A 13,163-nucleotide genomic window follows, 5' to 3' on the forward strand; every position below is an offset into this window, starting at 1 on the left:
TAACGACTTCCCCTTGACCAGTTACTCCTCGGGTATCCACCAAATAACCACTCGTGGACTCGATTTTCCACGTTCTAACTCACCCCTTTCATGAATCTTTTCAAGCCGCTAATGCACTGGCCGCCGTTCCATTTTAACTGAATCTGCAACCCACCGAGCGGTCACAGCCTGAAACTCGGACTCACGAATCTCCCGCAGAATATCGTTATCAGTGATCCCAATTACTGGTCCTTTTTCAATCATTTCACCACTGGTCTTTTGTAGTATTATACCGTCTGGGCGCTTGTATGGCTGATTTGATTGTCAAAGCGGCAGTGAAAAACCAGCTCGAAGAACACAATGTAGCGAGTGACTTCTACGATGCACTCGATGAAGAAGTTGCTTCAGTCCTCGAAAACGCCGCCCGACGGGCTGAAGAAAATGATCGCAAAACCGTCCAACCGCGCGATTTGTAACGGTTCACCGCCTCGATGTAGCATCAACCTATTTTTGTCGCTACACAGAACTCAGTTTTCTAGCGACTGACCACTATTCGGGGCGAATTCAGATTACGCGACGAGCTTCAGGCTTCTTCTTGCGAATCTCACCATCGATAAGTCGGACGTGAACTCCGCATTTCATTGTATCGTCACAAACGCCATGATAAACCCAAGAATCACCAAGAGAGGCCCGCCAACATAACGAACCATGTTGGTCGCTCCCTGTGTGGGAGTGGGATCCTTTGCACCTTTCAGCCGATTGCGAGCAATCCGCTCCGGATACAGTATGAAAACCACACCAATCATGAGAAACACAAGACCAAGTGGATTCATATTTATCTATAATCGATCACCTGCAATAATTACGTTTTGATTCATGGGTTGCATGGATACGCCGAAAGAGCGGCCAGAAGAATCCTAACATCCCACCAGCGACGAGAACCGCCGCAATAACAAATGCGTCACCAGTAATCGGAATTTAGATGGAAAGGAGGATGAGAAGCCCTGCAGTGACAAGGAGGTACAGCTAGACCACCGTAAAATTCGCTTCATACCCTTTCGTTGGTCATGGCTCTCGTGCAGTCATCGTATTTCTCTCCGTGCTGTGATTGTATAGCTGTGAAGGTGATGCTCAGACACATTGATCCTTCACAAAACACACTACTGAGTTGTTTTAGTCACTTACTTCGTTGGCCACATTTCGCCTGTGTCTTTCGCATTCCCCTCTTACGATCACGGTGAGTACGCCGAAGAATGTCGTAATGGCCGAGTCTGTCGGTAGTGCCAGCAACGAGCTCGCAGTCGGTTCGGCCAGCACAGAAAGGACACTGCCCGTTTCGCGCAAGAGCGAGATGCGAGCGCAGGCGTCGATGGAACGTCAACAAGATCTCTGCGTCACTCCGTTCTATGAAGCCGTTTGCTGGGAATGGATAGGTGTGCCTGGTTGCCGGCGATTTGCAGCTTGGACAACGCACCGAGAGGAACCCTCTCCGATACTGGACGGCCAGTTCGTTATCACACATCGGGTACGGGGAATCAATGTCGAGAGTGCGGTCGGTATCCTCCATGGGCCGATTCGCTAGCACTGCCCGGTAGAGTGCCGTCGCAGCCGCTGTCGGAACGTAGCCATCATCAACGCGTCGGATGTAATTGCCGCGTAACTCGTCGAGGTGATAATTGAACCGGCCGCTGTCCTCGATGCCAACGGTACGCATCAACTCGGCGTAGCCCCGCGGTTCTATCCATCCTCCCTCTTATTCTTCGAACAAGGATAATAGAATGTATAGACGGATCTCATGGGCGAGAACGGAGAAGGCTACCCGAGGAGCAGCCAAGTCGTCGGTCGTCATTGGCTATGATTCTTGGCTTGAGCCAATGAATGTATAGGTCTGTGAACTGTGTTTCACAAAAACAATATACACTACATCGTCCATCCAGCACCATGGAAGAACATGCGGTGGATGAGAGCGACGGTCCTGCCTCAGCTCCAAAGTCCTTCCCACGACGCTTGCTCGTTCGCCTGGCCGACGTCAATATCTGGACTCTCATGGGTGTCGGAGTTGCCCTTGGTGGGCTCACGGACTACCTCGGAGGCCCGTGGTGGCTCGTATTCCTCTGCTTCCTCCTTGCAGGTCTACTCCCGATTGTCCTCCAGACCGTTTCTATTGAAGTGGATAGTGACGAATTTGAGATGACCAACCGCGAGCGGGCCGTCTATGTGTTATCCATGCTCTGTTGGGCAACCACACCATGGGGCATTCTCACCCAGATTCTCCAGCTCGGTGGGCAATTCATCGCCTATTTCCGGTACCGAAATGGCGTGCCGAGCATAGAGCTCCATACTCCCCAAACGGCCCTCACTCTCCCCTTTGACGGTGAGTGGACCGTCGTCAACGGCGGCGTCACCGAAGACACCTCCCACTCATGGGAGATACTTTCCCAACGCTATGCGTACGACTTCGTCATCACTGACGAAGAGGGTAAAACCCATACTGGCGACGGCGAGGAGTTGGACGACTACTATGCCTTCGGAAAACCAATTCGTGCGCCGGCCGATGGCACTGTGGTCGCTGTGAGCGACCGGCGTCGCGACTACCCGCACCCAGGAGGTGCGCGGATCGAGTGGCGCACGTGGGATATCGCAGGCAATCACGTCACCATCGAACACGAGACTGGTGAATACTCGTTCCTCGCGCACCTTAAGGCGGGAAGCACGACTGTTTCCGAGGGTGATTCTGTTACGGCCGGGGAGGTGATCGGTCAGTGCGGAAACTCCGGGCACTCCACAGAACCACACCTACACTATCAGTTACAAGACACCCAGAGCTTCTGGACAGCCGCTGGTCTGGCACCACGCTTCTTTGGCGTCCACGTCGACCGCGACGATGAGAAGGCGAGCAACTATGAGGCTTACACAGACTATGACTCGAGAGAAGCTCTTTACCTACTGGCTGGCGACAATGTAGATGCCTCCGAAGGTTGTTTTACTGATAGATAATCGACAGCGGTGATGGATATTTCCTCTGCTCGACAAACTAAGCCACTAGAACTTTGAGAGGAACTGCATCAATTAAACCATTGGTGGGGCTTGTCGCTGTCTGAGGATTTCAACAGAACCGTCAAAAGAGAACTGCATTTTGTTAAAAATCATGGCGAAAGAATCCTCCTAGACACTGAACTCAAGCAGGTGGTTTCATCATGCACGGTAGATACTGAAACCAATCTCGACGGTCTAAATTTTGGAGATATATGTGACGAATCTTCCTAACCGATCTTAGATAGAAGATAGTGTTAAATATAGATTACCAATAGGAAGAGTCATGCATTCATCAATTCCATACCAGGTATGGCTCGATCAGCATCACTATGAAGAAGTCGATGCGAAGTAACCAACTTCCAACAGACGGTCAAACCATACACGACACGGGTGTGGTGATTACCGTTGGATTGTGGCAAATCGAAGCAGCCGGTGATAAATTAATCGGGAAGTTTGACTGAGTGACCGAGTACTAGTTTCAGATAGAGAAACGGCGCTACCCACGCGAATACCGCTCCGAGAGAGGGCCCATAGAGCGTAAGGACAATCCCACCGGTGACCATGGTCGCTGCTACCGGCCGCTGTAGGTGTTCCGGCACGGATAACACCACGGCCGTAGCGACGAGAAGGTACCCATAGACGAGACCGGCTGCTACCCACGAGACAGTGGTGAACACTGCGGCGAGTACTAATGGATGGACATGGAGAGCAGCAAAGAAGAAATGGTCACGACGGCTCTGAGAAGGGCGGTGCCACCACCGCGTACTCGCAAGCGTTGTATTTCCAGGAATTCCTCCGGCGAGATCGAATGCGAAGGCTGCGACGAGCAGTAGTTGCAGAAGATCCCATCCGAGATTAGCGAACATCGCATACCCGACGATACCAGCAGTGAATACCAGACTAACTCCAAGAATGAGTGCTGATTCGACAGCTGTAGTACCAGGACCAACGAGTCGGTCCCAGGCACCGTAAATCCCCGAGCGAGGGGTGGTATTCGCTTCAAGTTTCAAGCGATCTGAGGTTGAGGGCATACTCGTTATTCGTCGAATGAGTATATTGATATTTGCATGATGATGTTGACTCTACTGGTAATACTCATCAGACCATCTCCAAGGTGAGAGTAATAGCGTATCACTAGAAATTCAGCCGAACGGCCAGACGACACAGAAACGCGCACACAGGAACACTTCTCCTTCGGCATCGAAGCCCCGGATTCATCGACGTCACCAACGAGAGCCACGAGAACCCCGCAGAGCACCACTATATCTTACACGCTGGACGACGTAACCGGTGACGCGATGGCCTGCACGTGCCCGCATCACGTCCACCGCGATGCCTACTGCAAACACATGGCCGCCGTCGAAAACGCAACCGACGACGGAACGCTCGAGGCATTCCTATTGGAGGACAGCGAAGACGATGCCGACCCAGAGGACTGCGACTGCGCTGGCCTCGGTGAGTTCCCGTGCTGGCCGTGCGTGAGAACAGAGCGGAAGACACTGCCGAACTAACCTCCCTTCAACCCGATACTATTTCTGCGACCCTAATTTGTGATACCCCCCTAATCAGGCTTCATTTTCGTTGAGACTACTCTTTTCCCTCTGTAGCTCGTTTCCATATCATATGAACAAAGCCTGTACGTACTGTGGAAGTGACGTGCATGCGCATGAGCCTGTCTTTGTCGACGAAGAACAAAGGGGAGAACGAACCACTATTGGACAGTTCTGTAATTATGCGTGTCTTGCCCAGCACATCGAGAATAATGAACTCGAGACTGGCGCATGCTGTCAACTTGATCGCTCTTGAAGACTGATTCTGTGTCTCGTTCCGGTGACCGTCAATACTCCTTGGCACCGATAGATCTGCTCGTCTGAAGGTGAATATCTGCCGTAACAAAGCAGCTCCTTAATTTTATTTCATAATTTCATATTGTGGCCAAAATCTATCTAACGCCACCGCTGGTAGCCTCTTTCTCGCCCATGACTGACCAACCCCGCACAAGCCGACGCACCGCACTCAAACTGACCGGTAGTGCACTCACCGTAACCAGCCTTGCTGGCTGTACCGGCAGCTTACCAGGCAGTGGTGACAGCAAGCAAGAAAGCGGTCCAAAGAACAAGAAGAAAGGGAAAGAGATTCGCTTGGGAGCGAAACAAAGCGGTTGGCAAGGACGCGCTCCCAAGTCCATCAAAGGTAAGAAAAACCCGACACTCACGCTTCAACCGGGACAGAAGTACACGCTCACCTGGGAGAACCTTGACGGCAAAGAGCACGAACTCTACATCGTCAATAAGAAGGACAAACCGGTCGTCAAAAGCGAAGACGCTGAAGAGAAAGGCAAAACCGTGAGTACGACCTTTACCGCCTCGAAAAAGATGACTCAGTACTACTGTGAATATCACTCGCAATCGATGCGCGGGAAGATTAAACTCCAGCAAAAATAGAACGTCGCTTATCCAGTTCTCGTCCCGATACTACTGTTTTTGTACCTTCTATGGTTACTTTCTACGACCCTACAACAAAGGAGATCACGATTGCGCTGACCTGGAAGGCCTACGAATAACACGGGTGGGAGCAATTCAGCTCCACCGTTCACCACAAACTCATCCACGCATGGCAGTTCCACGAGTTCGGGGAGGCAGACCACGGGCGAACGTTCGCCCGCTGGACCGACGTTCTCGACACCTCACAGTACTGCGAGCGATTCAGATCGCCGAACTGGTGGGTGATTTGCGAGGGTTGCAGTGGGCAACTGGCGCGCTACCAGCGCTCGAACGTCGTGAAACACCCCGAGAAGTTCAGTTGTGGCGACTGCGGCGGATCCCTCCGCGTCGAGGAGGCTGCCGGACAATGACGACGGAGTACTGTGGCGATTTGCGACTGAGGGGATGGGAACACCGTCCCCGTATGACGAACCGGAGGAACTCGTCACAGGTGGCGTGTACGCCCACGTGCGAAACCCAATGTATCTCGAATTACTCCTGTGTATCGGTGGCCAAGCACTCCTGTACAAATCAGCACTCGTTCTCTGGTACGGAATTGTCTTGTGGCTGGCCACACATCTACGGATCATTGAGTACGAGGAACCACACTTAGTGGAGAAGTACGGCGAGGTGTACGAACAGTATTGCGAACGTGTCCCTCGGTGGCTCCCTCGATTCCATCGGACTATAACCTGGACGGATGGCATGTTCCTCATTTTCAATAAAACAGTTTCAGCATTTACTGTACATACGATACGAGCGGTGAAATCAACCCAGGCAGCCTCAATATTGTGGAAGTCTATGCATGACGAACTGACCTACTGGACTTCAGACCCCGAGCGGTGCCAGCCGCCAGCGGCCGTAGGCGACGAACGCGGCGAGCAGCCCCAACACCACTGGAAACAGCGCTGGCCCAATACCCATGCCCACCACCGTGAGCACCGTCGCCCCACTCATGATGATCACCAGCCCGACGGCGGCCAGTGGTGTCAGTCCTTCCCGAATGTGTAGGATCCCGGGGAGGAGCAGGCCGATCGCGCCGAGTACCTCGGCTATACCGATGAACCGCACGAACAGGCCTGGCAGCGTGACTGGCATCGACGCCAGCATCACCTCGACCGGGGTGATCAATTTCATGCTCCCTACGAATACAAAGACGAGCGCGAGCAACCCCTGACTAAGCCACAATGCATGGGACAGGGTGGGTCTCCTCTGCGCTGATTCGTCGTCCGGTGTCTCAACGGGGGCAGTGATACGTGCGCTCATTTCTTAGAGCACCTCGGCTAAGGTGTCGAGCATGCCTGCCCAGCCCTCACTGACACTGTCGGATACCGAACCCGGGAAATTTTGGGTGATAACGACCTCGGTACCGTCGTCGACATCCCGAAATTCATAGCCCAGACGAAGCTCTCCTCCCATGGTCTCCTCAACCGCGACAAGGCGCTCGTTCTCGACTACCTCAACGTAGGTCCCCTCGTTATCGATGCGGTTCTCCCCATCCGTCCAGCTCACCGCGAACGCGCCATCAGGCTCGGGCTCAAGGGCGTGAACCTCCGCCTCCATGCCCTCCGGAACGAACCACTGTGGCAGTTCGTCAGAATCCGTGAATGCCCGCCATACGCGCTCGCGGGGCGCGTCGAACGTCCGCCGGACGGTCAGGCTCGATTCGGTCATTTCGATGTCGGTATTGTCGTTCATTGTATTATTTTTCCATAATTTTCGTGTTCAGTTGCTCCACGTCTGTTCACGACGTCGTATCGCAGGTGGGTGACGTCGGTGGAAGCGATCACTCCCGCCCGTTTCAGCTCGACGTGCCCACCGCCCACACCCTCAAAGGGGCGGACACCGTCGCCTACGGGATTCCCCAGACCGTCGTTCGGCCCGGCGATGAACCCGTCCAGCGACGTAGACAGATCGACGACGATTCGTGGCTGCGGTTGCTCTCGTGCGGAGGCAGCGTCGGTCATCTTAGTCCACCAGCGCCCCGCACGATACGTTCACCGGCGTGCCTGTGATGGTGCGACCGCGATCCGAGGCCACGAAGGCAGCGACGTCGCCCACGTCGGATAACGTCGCCGTGTGGGACAGTAGTGCATCCGCTCTAGTCTCGGCGACGATCTCCTCACGCCCGGGGAGGTCGTCTAGGATCGACTCGGGGATGCCCCCCGTCTTCAGGGTGACGACACGGATGCCGTGGGGACCGAGTTCGACCGCCCACTGCCGGCGAAGGCTCTCCAGGGCGTCGAGCGAGACCTTGAAGCCGCCCAGGTTGGGCGGCGTCTGGGGCCCCCCGCCACCGAACGTCAGGATCACGCCAGATTCTCGCTCGATCATGTGCCGTGCGGCCGTCCTCGTCGTCAGGAACTGCGTTTGCGTCGCAGTCGTGATCGGGTAGGTGAAGTCCTCGACCGAGATCTCCATCAACGGTTTCTGGACGTCTCCGTACGTGACGAGGTTGAATGAGATGTCGAGGCGGCCGGTCTCCTCGACCACCGCGTCGACGAATTCGTCGACGGCCTGCTTGTCCAGGGCATCGACGATGGCGGTGTCCGCCTCGCCGCCGTGCGAACGGATGTCGTCGGCGACGGCGTCGAGCGTCGCCTCGGTGCGACCGGCGAGGAAGACCCTGGCCCCTTCACGAGCGAAGGTGCGGGCGACGGCGCCGCCGATCGACCCGCCAGCGCCGTAGATCACTGCGACCTTGTCTTCCAGCATCACTTCGATTCCCCGCTGGTTGCCGGTGACGCGTTGAATACGGGCAGGAGGGCAGGATCCGGGTCGACCGTTTCGATGGTCACGACGCTTCCTCCACCAGCTCCGCGAGGTTCGAAAGCGAGTCGTTCCACCCATCGTTGGCGTCGCTCGGGGGAATGGCCTCGGGGATTCCCTCCTGGCGGGCAGTGACCTCGGTTCCCTCGGGAACCGCCTCGAAGGTGACCGTCACCATCATCTCGCTGGCCATCTCGGGGTCGTCGGTCTCGAACTCGTCGGTGTAGACGATGCGTTCACCAGGCACCAGCTCCAGGTAGGTGCCGCCGAAGGTCGAGCCGTACTCGGCGAGCTCGTCGGTCTCCCCCGTGAACGTCATGCGGTACGTCCCGCCCACCTTGGGTTTAAGATGGTGAACCTCGGCGGAGAAGCCGGTCGGCGGGAGCCACTGAGCGAGCTGATCCGGGTCGAGGAAGGCCTCGTAGACCCGCTCGGGCGGTGCTTCGATGACGCGGCTCACGGTGATACTCCGTCCCTCGTCCGACGCGTTCGGCGATCCACTGCCGCCGTTTGAGTCGTCGCTCATTCGTCGTCCACCTCCTCGGACGGCTCGTAGGTGAGCACGACGACACCCGAGCCGACCACCTCCGTGTCGACGAGGTTCATCGTCGTCGGCGCGTTCGCATTCTCGAAGAGGCGCTTGCCACTGCCCTGGACGACAGGGTGAACCATCAGCCGATACTCGTCGACCAGATCCTGCTGCATCAACGTCTCCAGCAGCTCTCCACTCCCGACCATCAGGATGTCCCGACCGGGCTGTCGTTTCAGCGCGGCGACTTCGTCGGTGACATTCTCTGTAATCAGGCGCGCGTTCCACTCCATCTCGTCCGTAGCCAGCGTCGTCGATACGACGTGCTTGGGGACGCTGTTTATCCAGTCGGCGTACCCCACGTCGTCCGTCATGGATGGCCAGACAGCGGCCAACCCCTGGTACGTTACGCGTCCCAGCAGGAGTGTGTCGAACTCGGTGATGTGGTCTTTCGAGTGGCACACCAGCTCATCGGGGTCCTCCCAGAACTGCATCTGCCACTCCGCTTGCTTATCGAAGACCCCGTCGAGCGTGACCTTGTTTTCGACGACGAGTTTCCTCATGGTTCGTCTCCATTCATCGCGATAGGGGTGGTCTTAGTGTATGGTAGCGTCATTGTCTCTCGCTCGTGTTTTCCTTCGGTGTTAGACGTCATGGTGTTCTCTCCGATTCCCCGTCTCCCTCGTTCGATTGATCGCCGACGTCGAATCGCAGGTGGATCGATTGAGGCGTCTCGATGACGCTCTCCGTCTCGAGGTTGACGTGGTTTCCATCGAAGGGTTCGAACAGCCGCGTCCCGCCACCGAACAGCACGGGAACCAGGTGGATAGAAATCTCGTCGATTAGGTCTGCGTTGAGGAATTGCCGGCCAAGGTCGGCACCACCCATGATGACCACGTTCTTCCCGTCTGCGGCGGATTTCGCCTGGTCGAGGGCGCGTTCGATTCCCTCGGTGACAAAGGTGTACACTCCATTGGCAGGAGCGTCGGCGGGTGGTTCGTGAGTGACCACAAATACGGGATTGCAAACGGGCCCCGTGGGGCCGTCTGCGCCCCACCACTCAACCGAATTGTCGTAAGTACTGCGACCCGCGATTACGGCTCCTTGGAATTTCACGCCCTCTTCGAGGAGCTGCTGGTTCAACTCGTCATCGCCGAAAGCCCACTCGTGCAGCTTCTCCCCGCCGTCTCCCATCGGTTCCTCTGGACTGACTCCTTCAGCGGATATATACCCGTCTAGGGATACGCTCATGTCCAGAATCACTTGACTCACGACGATCGCCCTCCTACGACGGTGGGCCGATAGTCGGTGATCGACTGGCTTACGTTCTCGGACGGGGCATCGAGTGTTCGGCGAAAGGTGAGAGTCCTCTCTATCGTTTCGATCTCGGTCGGATTGAAGTCGGTCATTTGGCGTCCTCCTCCTCATCCGCCGGCTCGTAGGTGAGCGAGACGACACCCGAGTCGTACATTGTCGAACCGACCAAATTCAGAGCAGTCCGTTCGCCGCCTTCATCGAAGAGACGCTTCCCGTCCCCAAGTACCAGGGGATGGACATTGAGCACGAGCTCGTCGAGGAGGCCATAGTCAAACAGCGAACGGACGAGCGTGCCGCTGCCGACGATTCCGATTCCTTCACCTTCCTGTTGCTTCAGCTCGTCTATCTCTTCCTCGACGTTCCCGGCGATGAGCGTCGAGTTGTTCCATTCGACGTCCTCGAGTGTCGTCGAGACGACGTACTTGGGGACGTTGTTGATGAACTTCGCGATCGGATTGTCGTCGGGTTGCGTGGGCCAAAAGGCGGCGAGTTCCTCGTAGGTGACTCGTCCCAACAGTAACGCGTCCGACGACGCCATCCCCGCCGCGTTTGCTTCCTCTAGCTCCTGGGTCGAGTAGGCTGGAGACCACTCCTCAGGCGATTCCATAACGCCGTCGAGCGACACGGATTCGGTTGCGACTAGCTTCCGCATCGTTCAGACCTCCTCCCCGAGGTGAGTGGCCAGCGAGTCCAAGCTCTCACTCCAGACCGGTTCCATCCCCTCTAGCGAGTCGGTCATGTCAGGCGTGGCCGTAATGACTTCGGCTATGAACGTGAGCTCCGTCCTGTCGTCGTGATCGACGAGCGTGATCGTGTTGCGGATCTCGGGCTGCTGGAGCTCTTCGCCGTCCTCGGTTGAGGGGCTTCGGATCACGAGCCGCTCGGATTCGACGACTTCCTCGATCTCGCCTTCGTGCGGGATGGTGGTGCCATCGGGCGCACGCATGTCGACACGATGGACGCCACCGGGACGTACGTCCATCTCACACCGTGAAATCGTGAAGCCCTCCGGTCCCCACCATTGTCGAACCTGGTCGGGGTCCGTAAGCGCCTGCCAGACCCGCTCACGTGGCGCGTCGAACGTTCGTTGGATCGTCATGTTGTACTCGGTCGGATCGAAGTCGGTCATTCTTCGTCGTCCTCCTCCTCGGACGGCTCGTAGGTGAGCACGACCACGCCCGAGCTGAACGTCTTCGTGTCGACGAGGCTCATCGTCGTCGGCGCGTTCGCGCCCTTGAAGAGGCGCTTGTCGCTGCTGTGGATCACCGGGTGAACCATGAGGCGGTACTCGTCAACGAGGTCGCGTTCCACCAGCGTGTTCACAAGTTCGCCGCTCCCGTTGACGAGAATGTCCTGTCCATCCTCTTGCTTGAGCGCGGCGACCGCCTCGGCGACATCACCGTCGATGATCGTGGAGTTGTTCCACTCGGCTTCCTCGAGACTCGTCGAGACGACGTACTTCGGAAGGTTGTTCATTCGGTCGGCGAAGCCCGTCTCGTCCGTCCGGTCGGGCCAGGCGTCTGCGAATGATTCGTAGGTCGTCCGGCCCAGCAGGAGCGCGCCCGACGCGAATAGTTCGTCGTGCTTGTACTCCTGCTGTTCCTCGCTGAAGAACGCGAACGACCACTCCTCCGGCGCTTCAATGACGCCGTCGAGCGTCAGGAACTCCGAGACGATCAGGTTTCGCTGGGACGATGCGGTGTTAGTATTGTTATTCATTCTTTATCTTCCACCAAGTGGATGGCCAGTGCGTCGAACCGGTCTTCCCAGAAGACACGGTATCGGGTAAGCCATCCAAATGCGGCGCTTAGTGGTGCGGCGTTTAGGTGGCAGCGCCGAACTCGACCGTCCTTCCTGTTGTCGATCAGACCAGCGTCCTCAAGCACATGGAGGTGCTTGGAGACGGCGGCTAAGGAAACGTCGTGCGGTTCAGCCAGTTCGCTGACGTTCTCCGGCCCGTCAGCCACCTGTTCGAGGATGGCCCGACGGATGGGGTGTGCCAGCGCCTGGAAGACCGCGTCGAGATCGAGGTCGTCCGGCAGTTGTTCAACCATCCGGTTGAATGAACAACGAGCATATACTTAACTCTTTAGTTAAACGTAGTCGCTAGGCCGTCTATCGTCAACTCACAGGCATGGCAATATGTTCATGAAATTTGCTACGGTAGTATCGACGGTACCCCGTGGCGATTACGAGCGAGAACGAGCGGATGCTCAAACGGCTCTACAAAGTGATCTGAAACGGGACAAACCTGGGCAGAGTTGATGACCTCGTTCACGACGAGTACTGCATCCGGATAGTCCAAGTCGGTCATTCTTTGTCGCCTGTTTTCACGGTAGAATCTTCGCCTACGGATCTCTCTTGAGCGGGGTAATCCGTCTTACTATTCATTGGGAATCCACCAAATAACCACCCGCGGACTCAATTTCCCTCGCTTAACCTCTCCATCCTCATGCAACTTCTCAAGCCGTCGATGCGCGGACGGCCGCTCAATGCCAAGCGTATCCGCCACCCACCGAGCGGTTACCGCCGGAAATTCTGACTCGCGTATCGTCGTGAGAATATCCTCGTCAGTCGTTTCCTCTGCATATTGACCACGAGTATCGCGCTCTCTCTCGTCTGGCATCGTAGCCATCAGTTCACTATCCACCATCTTAAAACTATGTACTACGTAGTACATCGATGGATTTAATGCCATGAACTATATAGTACCTGGTGGGAAGACCGGTGCCCTCAGGCGTGTGGAAACGCGCCAAATGGTGGCATACTCGGCACTAATTTCATACTATTAGGCAATGATTACGAGCCACAAATTATAGCCAGGTGGATCATAACTAATCCTTCAAATCTGGTTGTCCTTCTTGGCGATGAGTCAAAAGAAAGAAGAGAACAAACTAAATAAATTAAAAATTATTGATAATAGACAGGAACCAGCAGGAATCAATAGAGAAGTTTCCTCATGGCAGTCACTGCTAACAAGAGGAGCACATAGTCTTCCCGCACCCAGTTTCGCTTTACACTTACTACAAAATTCTAGACAGATAGGTGAA

Annotated in this window: 20 protein-coding genes and 1 pseudogene; 5 read left to right on the forward strand and 16 right to left on the reverse strand. The window is 55.9% G+C overall.

From position 1 onward, the window contains the following. Positions 1–287 precede the first annotated feature (287 nt). Positions 288–455 (forward strand): DUF1931 domain-containing protein, encoded by a 168-nt coding sequence (locus LIW51_RS17865; protein WP_227377817.1) that lies wholly within the window; start codon positions 288–290, stop codon positions 453–455. A gap of 162 nt (positions 456–617) precedes the next feature. Here the strand turns inward: LIW51_RS17865 and LIW51_RS40455 are convergent, their stop codons facing one another. Further along, positions 618–812 (reverse strand): DUF6199 family natural product biosynthesis protein, encoded by a 195-nt coding sequence (locus LIW51_RS40455; protein ID WP_497007397.1) that lies wholly within the window; start codon positions 810–812, stop codon positions 618–620. A gap of 344 nt (positions 813–1,156) precedes the next feature. Then, entirely contained in the window at positions 1,157–1,720 is a 564-nt protein-coding gene (locus LIW51_RS39955; RefSeq protein ID WP_438267405.1) for a DUF7351 domain-containing protein, read from the reverse strand. A 200-nt stretch (positions 1,721–1,920) separates the two neighbouring features. Here LIW51_RS39955 and LIW51_RS17875 point away from each other — a divergent pair, with 200 nt between their 5' ends. Next, positions 1,921–2,976, forward strand: coding sequence for a peptidoglycan DD-metalloendopeptidase family protein (locus LIW51_RS17875; RefSeq protein WP_227377819.1), 1,056 nt, complete (start codon positions 1,921–1,923; stop codon positions 2,974–2,976). A gap of 479 nt (positions 2,977–3,455) precedes the next feature. On the opposite strand, the gene LIW51_RS17880 is transcribed toward LIW51_RS17875, so the two are convergent. Further along, positions 3,456–3,881 carry a hypothetical protein gene (locus LIW51_RS17880; protein ID WP_227377820.1) on the reverse strand — a complete coding sequence of 142 codons (426 nt, stop codon included), beginning with the start codon at positions 3,879–3,881 and terminating at the stop codon, positions 3,456–3,458. A 432-nt stretch (positions 3,882–4,313) separates the two neighbouring features. On the opposite strand from LIW51_RS17880, the gene LIW51_RS17885 reads away from it, so the two are divergent. The 3 genes and pseudogenes from LIW51_RS17885 to LIW51_RS39215 all read left to right on the forward strand — a co-directional run. Continuing rightward, on the forward strand, positions 4,314–4,526 hold the full coding sequence (locus tag LIW51_RS17885; protein ID WP_227377821.1) for an SWIM zinc finger family protein: 213 nt from the start codon (positions 4,314–4,316) through the stop codon (positions 4,524–4,526). A gap of 468 nt (positions 4,527–4,994) precedes the next feature. Continuing rightward, a complete protein-coding gene (locus LIW51_RS17890; protein ID WP_227377822.1) occupies positions 4,995–5,459 on the forward strand; it encodes a plastocyanin/azurin family copper-binding protein in 465 nt (154 codons plus the stop codon). Between the two features lie 444 nt (positions 5,460–5,903). Continuing rightward, positions 5,904–6,116 (forward strand): annotated as a pseudogene (locus LIW51_RS39215) (methyltransferase family protein); the annotation flags it as partial. Between the two features lie 210 nt (positions 6,117–6,326). Here the strand turns inward: LIW51_RS39215 and LIW51_RS17900 are convergent. The 13 genes from LIW51_RS17900 to LIW51_RS17960 form a co-directional block, all read right to left on the reverse strand. Next, positions 6,327–6,686 carry a DoxX family protein gene (locus tag LIW51_RS17900; RefSeq protein ID WP_227378265.1) on the reverse strand — a complete coding sequence of 120 codons (360 nt, stop codon included), beginning with the start codon at positions 6,684–6,686 and terminating at the stop codon, positions 6,327–6,329. An 81-nt stretch (positions 6,687–6,767) separates the two neighbouring features. Continuing rightward, the gene (locus LIW51_RS17905) at positions 6,768–7,196 is read right to left on the reverse strand and encodes an SRPBCC family protein (protein WP_227377823.1); all 429 of its coding nucleotides are present in this window, start codon (positions 7,194–7,196) and stop codon (positions 6,768–6,770) included. Further along, positions 7,193–7,465, reverse strand: a complete 273-nt coding sequence (locus LIW51_RS17910; protein WP_227377824.1) for a hypothetical protein — start codon at positions 7,463–7,465, stop codon at positions 7,193–7,195. The genes LIW51_RS17905 and LIW51_RS17910 overlap by 4 nt, the downstream gene beginning before the upstream one ends. Position 7,466: 1 nt before the next feature. Further along, positions 7,467–8,348: an SDR family NAD(P)-dependent oxidoreductase gene (locus LIW51_RS17915; protein ID WP_227377825.1), complete on the reverse strand. Its 882-nt coding sequence runs from the start codon at positions 8,346–8,348 to the stop codon at positions 7,467–7,469. Beyond that, positions 8,293–8,793 carry an SRPBCC family protein gene (locus tag LIW51_RS17920; protein WP_227377826.1) on the reverse strand — a complete coding sequence of 167 codons (501 nt, stop codon included), beginning with the start codon at positions 8,791–8,793 and terminating at the stop codon, positions 8,293–8,295. Before LIW51_RS17920 ends, LIW51_RS17915 begins: the two co-directional genes overlap by 56 nt. Next, the gene (locus LIW51_RS17925; protein WP_227377827.1) at positions 8,790–9,359 is read right to left on the reverse strand and encodes a dihydrofolate reductase family protein; all 570 of its coding nucleotides are present in this window, start codon (positions 9,357–9,359) and stop codon (positions 8,790–8,792) included. The genes LIW51_RS17920 and LIW51_RS17925 overlap by 4 nt, the downstream gene beginning before the upstream one ends. An 88-nt stretch (positions 9,360–9,447) precedes the next feature. Next, positions 9,448–10,047, reverse strand: a complete 600-nt coding sequence (locus LIW51_RS17930) for a dihydrofolate reductase family protein (protein WP_227377828.1) — start codon at positions 10,045–10,047, stop codon at positions 9,448–9,450. A gap of 17 nt (positions 10,048–10,064) precedes the next feature. Further along, positions 10,065–10,205, reverse strand: coding sequence for a hypothetical protein (locus LIW51_RS17935; RefSeq protein ID WP_227377829.1), 141 nt, complete (start codon positions 10,203–10,205; stop codon positions 10,065–10,067). Continuing rightward, entirely contained in the window at positions 10,202–10,765 is a 564-nt protein-coding gene (locus LIW51_RS17940) for a dihydrofolate reductase family protein (protein WP_227377830.1), read from the reverse strand. Before LIW51_RS17940 ends, LIW51_RS17935 begins: the two co-directional genes overlap by 4 nt. A gap of 3 nt (positions 10,766–10,768) precedes the next feature. Further along, positions 10,769–11,242, reverse strand: a complete 474-nt coding sequence (locus LIW51_RS17945; RefSeq protein ID WP_227377831.1) for an SRPBCC family protein — start codon at positions 11,240–11,242, stop codon at positions 10,769–10,771. Continuing rightward, entirely contained in the window at positions 11,239–11,832 is a 594-nt protein-coding gene (locus tag LIW51_RS17950; RefSeq protein WP_227377832.1) for a dihydrofolate reductase family protein, read from the reverse strand. The genes LIW51_RS17945 and LIW51_RS17950 overlap by 4 nt, the downstream gene beginning before the upstream one ends. Beyond that, positions 11,829–12,167, reverse strand: coding sequence for an ArsR/SmtB family transcription factor (locus LIW51_RS17955; RefSeq protein WP_227377833.1), 339 nt, complete (start codon positions 12,165–12,167; stop codon positions 11,829–11,831). The genes LIW51_RS17950 and LIW51_RS17955 overlap by 4 nt, the downstream gene beginning before the upstream one ends. Positions 12,168–12,496: 329 nt before the next feature. Then, on the reverse strand, positions 12,497–12,739 hold the full coding sequence (locus LIW51_RS17960; RefSeq protein ID WP_227377834.1) for a MarR family transcriptional regulator: 243 nt from the start codon (positions 12,737–12,739) through the stop codon (positions 12,497–12,499). Positions 12,740–13,163 lie beyond the last annotated feature (424 nt).

Origin of the sequence: Haladaptatus halobius (assembly GCF_020618475.1) — an archaeon.
GTDB lineage: Archaea > Halobacteriota > Halobacteria > Halobacteriales > Haladaptataceae > Haladaptatus > Haladaptatus halobius.

Excerpts from the sequence above, each read along its gene's own strand:
- LIW51_RS17865 (WP_227377817.1), top strand. The coding sequence starts at position 288 with ATGGCTGATTTGATTGTCAAAGCGGCAGTGAAAAACCAGCTCGAAGAA.
- LIW51_RS40455 (WP_497007397.1), bottom strand. The coding sequence starts at position 812 with ATGAATCCACTTGGTCTTGTGTTTCTCATGATTGGTGTGGTTTTCATA.
- LIW51_RS17875 (WP_227377819.1), top strand. The coding sequence starts at position 1,921 with ATGGAAGAACATGCGGTGGATGAGAGCGACGGTCCTGCCTCAGCTCCA.
- LIW51_RS17880 (WP_227377820.1), bottom strand. The coding sequence starts at position 3,881 with ATGTTCGCTAATCTCGGATGGGATCTTCTGCAACTACTGCTCGTCGCA.
- LIW51_RS17885 (WP_227377821.1), top strand. The coding sequence starts at position 4,314 with ATGGCCTGCACGTGCCCGCATCACGTCCACCGCGATGCCTACTGCAAA.
- LIW51_RS17890 (WP_227377822.1), top strand. The coding sequence starts at position 4,995 with ATGACTGACCAACCCCGCACAAGCCGACGCACCGCACTCAAACTGACC.
- LIW51_RS17905 (WP_227377823.1), bottom strand. The coding sequence starts at position 7,196 with ATGAACGACAATACCGACATCGAAATGACCGAATCGAGCCTGACCGTC.
- LIW51_RS17910 (WP_227377824.1), bottom strand. The coding sequence starts at position 7,465 with ATGACCGACGCTGCCTCCGCACGAGAGCAACCGCAGCCACGAATCGTC.
- LIW51_RS17915 (WP_227377825.1), bottom strand. The coding sequence starts at position 8,348 with ATGGGTGGAACGACTCGCTTTCGAACCTCGCGGAGCTGGTGGAGGAAG.
- LIW51_RS17920 (WP_227377826.1), bottom strand. The coding sequence starts at position 8,793 with ATGAGCGACGACTCAAACGGCGGCAGTGGATCGCCGAACGCGTCGGAC.
- LIW51_RS17925 (WP_227377827.1), bottom strand. The coding sequence starts at position 9,359 with ATGAGGAAACTCGTCGTCGAAAACAAGGTCACGCTCGACGGGGTCTTC.
- LIW51_RS17930 (WP_227377828.1), bottom strand. The coding sequence starts at position 10,047 with ATGAGCGTATCCCTAGACGGGTATATATCCGCTGAAGGAGTCAGTCCA.
- LIW51_RS17935 (WP_227377829.1), bottom strand. The coding sequence starts at position 10,205 with ATGACCGACTTCAATCCGACCGAGATCGAAACGATAGAGAGGACTCTC.
- LIW51_RS17940 (WP_227377830.1), bottom strand. The coding sequence starts at position 10,765 with ATGCGGAAGCTAGTCGCAACCGAATCCGTGTCGCTCGACGGCGTTATG.
- LIW51_RS17945 (WP_227377831.1), bottom strand. The coding sequence starts at position 11,242 with ATGACCGACTTCGATCCGACCGAGTACAACATGACGATCCAACGAACG.
- LIW51_RS17950 (WP_227377832.1), bottom strand. The coding sequence starts at position 11,832 with ATGAATAACAATACTAACACCGCATCGTCCCAGCGAAACCTGATCGTC.
- LIW51_RS17955 (WP_227377833.1), bottom strand. The coding sequence starts at position 12,167 with ATGGTTGAACAACTGCCGGACGACCTCGATCTCGACGCGGTCTTCCAG.
- LIW51_RS17960 (WP_227377834.1), bottom strand. The coding sequence starts at position 12,739 with ATGCCAGACGAGAGAGAGCGCGATACTCGTGGTCAATATGCAGAGGAA.